Here is a 2,445-nt window from a genome sequence, read left to right as displayed (position 1 = left end):
GCGAGCCGGCCCTGCCGTTCCGCCTGTTCAACCGGTTCTTCGACCGGCTGACCTCGGTCTACACCGCCGGAGTGCGCTTCTTCCTGAAGCGGGTGGCGGTGGCGCTGCTGCTGTTCGCCGGCATGATCGGGGCCGCTGTCTATCTGTTCCAGACCGTCCCCGGCTCGCTGGTGCCGGAGGAGGACCAGGGCTACCTGATCGTCGCCGCCTTCCTGCCGCCCGCCGCGTCGCTGGAGCGGACCGAGAAGGCACTGGCGACGGCGACCGAGAATATCCTGAAGCATCCGGCGGTCAGCGAAGTCATCGACGTCCCCGGCTTCGACCTGCTGTCCGGCGCGCAGAAGACCTATGCCGGCATCGTCTTCGTGCCGCTGAAGGACTGGTCGGTGCGCGGCGACGCGGCGCTGGACGCCCGCAACCTGCCGGGGCCCTTCATGGGCATGAATGCCGGCATCAAGGATGCGATGGTGCTGGCCTTCAACCCGCCGCCGATCATGGGCATGAGCACGACGGGTGGCTTCGAAGGCTATGTCCAGGACCGCACCGGTGCCGGCTACCCGGCCCTGGCCGCGGCCACCCAGAAGCTGGTCGAGGCTGCGGCCAAGCGGCCGGACCTGGCCGGGGTGCGGTCGATGTTCAACATCGCCATCCCGCAATACAAGCTGGACGTCGACCGGGAGAAGGCGCGGGCGCTGGGCGTGCCGATCGCCTCGATCTTCGATGCGATGCAGGCCACCTTCGGCAGCCTCTACGTCAACGACTTCACCCTCTACGGCCGCAACTACCGGGTCAGCCTGGCGTCGGAGGGCAGCTTCCGGCAGCGGCCGGAGGATCTGAAGCAGGTCTTCGTCCGCGCCGACAGCGGCGCGATGATCCCGATCGACGCGCTGGTGACGTCCCGCCGCGTCACCGGCCCGGACCAGGTCGAACGCTTCAACATCTTCCCGGCGGCGAAGATCATGGGCGGCCCGGCCAAGGGCTTCTCTTCCGGCCAGGCGATCGCGGCGATGGAGCAGCTGGCCAAGGAGGTGCTGCCCCAGGGCTATGCGCTGGCCTGGACCGGCTCGGCCTTCCAGGAACAGTCGACCGGCGGCAGCGGCAACCAGGCGCTGCTGTTCGGCCTGGTCATGGTGTTCCTGATCCTGGCGGCGCAGTACGAACGCTGGTCGCTGCCGCTCGCCGTGCTGACCGCCGTGCCCTTCGCCCTGTTCGGCGCGCTGCTGGCGGTGTGGCTGCGCGGGCTGGAGAACGACGTCTACTTCCAGATCGGCCTGGTCACGCTGATCGGCCTCGCCGCGAAGAACGCGATCCTGATCGTCGAATTCGCGGTGCTGAAGCGCGAGGAGGGCATGAGCGCGGCCGAGGCGGCGCTGGAGGCGGCCAAGCTGCGCTTCCGGCCGATCGTCATGACCTCGCTGGCCTTCATCCTGGGCTGCGTGCCGCTGGCGATCGCCGGCGGTGCCGGCTCGGCCAGCCGCCACTCGATCGGCACCGGCGTGATCGGCGGCATGCTCGCCGCCACGCTGGTCGCCACCTTCTTCATCCCGCTGTTCTACCGGCTGATCGCCTGGCGCGATCGCCCGAAGCAGCCGGATACGGAAGCGGTGCCCGCCTTCCCCCAGGCGGAGCATCCGTGAGACGGGGCTGCCCAACAGCCCCGTCTCGGTCCCGGTCGTCATCGCTGCCCCTCGACGATCGGGACTCCTAGCCGGACGGGGCGCGGACCGCAACCGCGCCCCGTCCACCCCTCCCGCAAGGGCAGGGGGAGAGTGGAAGATGGTCGCCCGTCCCCCGAGGGCTCCCGGATAATACTGGTCTGAAGCTGGACGCCTGGGCAGAATCGTGTTCTGCTTTTGTTCATGACCCAAGCCCCACTCGATCCCGCAACCGCCCCCGCCGGCACCACAAGCCTCGGCGGCGAGACGCATGAGCGGGATTGGGCAGAGTTGGAGCTGGAGGCGCTGCACGATCTGGCGCGGATCGGCAATTCCATCTCCGAACAGCTGAACCAGGGGTACAAGGCCACCGCCGCCGCCCTGCCCGCCGGATCCCCCGCACGGGTCAAGGCCGACCGCGAGGTCGCGCTGGCCTTCATGCGCCTTTCCCGCGCCGTGCGCGTGACCATGGCGATGTTCGGTCGGGTGCGGCAGGCCCGCGAGGCCCTGGCCGCCGGCACGGCGTCGCCGGCCGGGCCGGCGACGCCGCCCACCGGGGCATCGCAACGCGCCGTCGAGGCGATGGTCCGGGCGCTTGAGGCCACGACGCTCGATCTCGACGCCGGGTGCGACGATTTCGACGACGACGATCTGGACGATGAAGAGGACCTCTTCGACGATCTGTATGACGGGCCGGACACGGCCGATCGCTCGGATCGCCCGGACCGGGAAAGCCTGACCGAACTCGCGGATTTCGGCTTCTCGCTCGACCATTGCCGGCCCGGCGAGG

2 protein-coding genes are annotated in these 2,445 nt (G+C 69.5%); both read left to right on the top strand.

The window, feature by feature from the left end:
* A partial coding sequence (locus AC3XYG_RS40875) for an efflux RND transporter permease subunit (RefSeq protein WP_489145655.1) occupies positions 1 to 1,637 on the top strand: 1,637 nt, incomplete at its 5' end.
* A gap of 222 nt (positions 1,638 to 1,859) precedes the next feature.
* Positions 1,860 to 2,445, top strand: a 586-nt coding sequence (locus AC3XYG_RS40870; RefSeq protein ID WP_489145654.1) for a hypothetical protein, incomplete at its 3' end; no start/stop codon positions are given.

This window comes from Inquilinus sp., assembly GCF_057815775.1.
The sequence above is the reverse complement of the archived record's forward strand: the minus strand, read 5'-3'. Positions and strand labels throughout refer to the sequence as shown.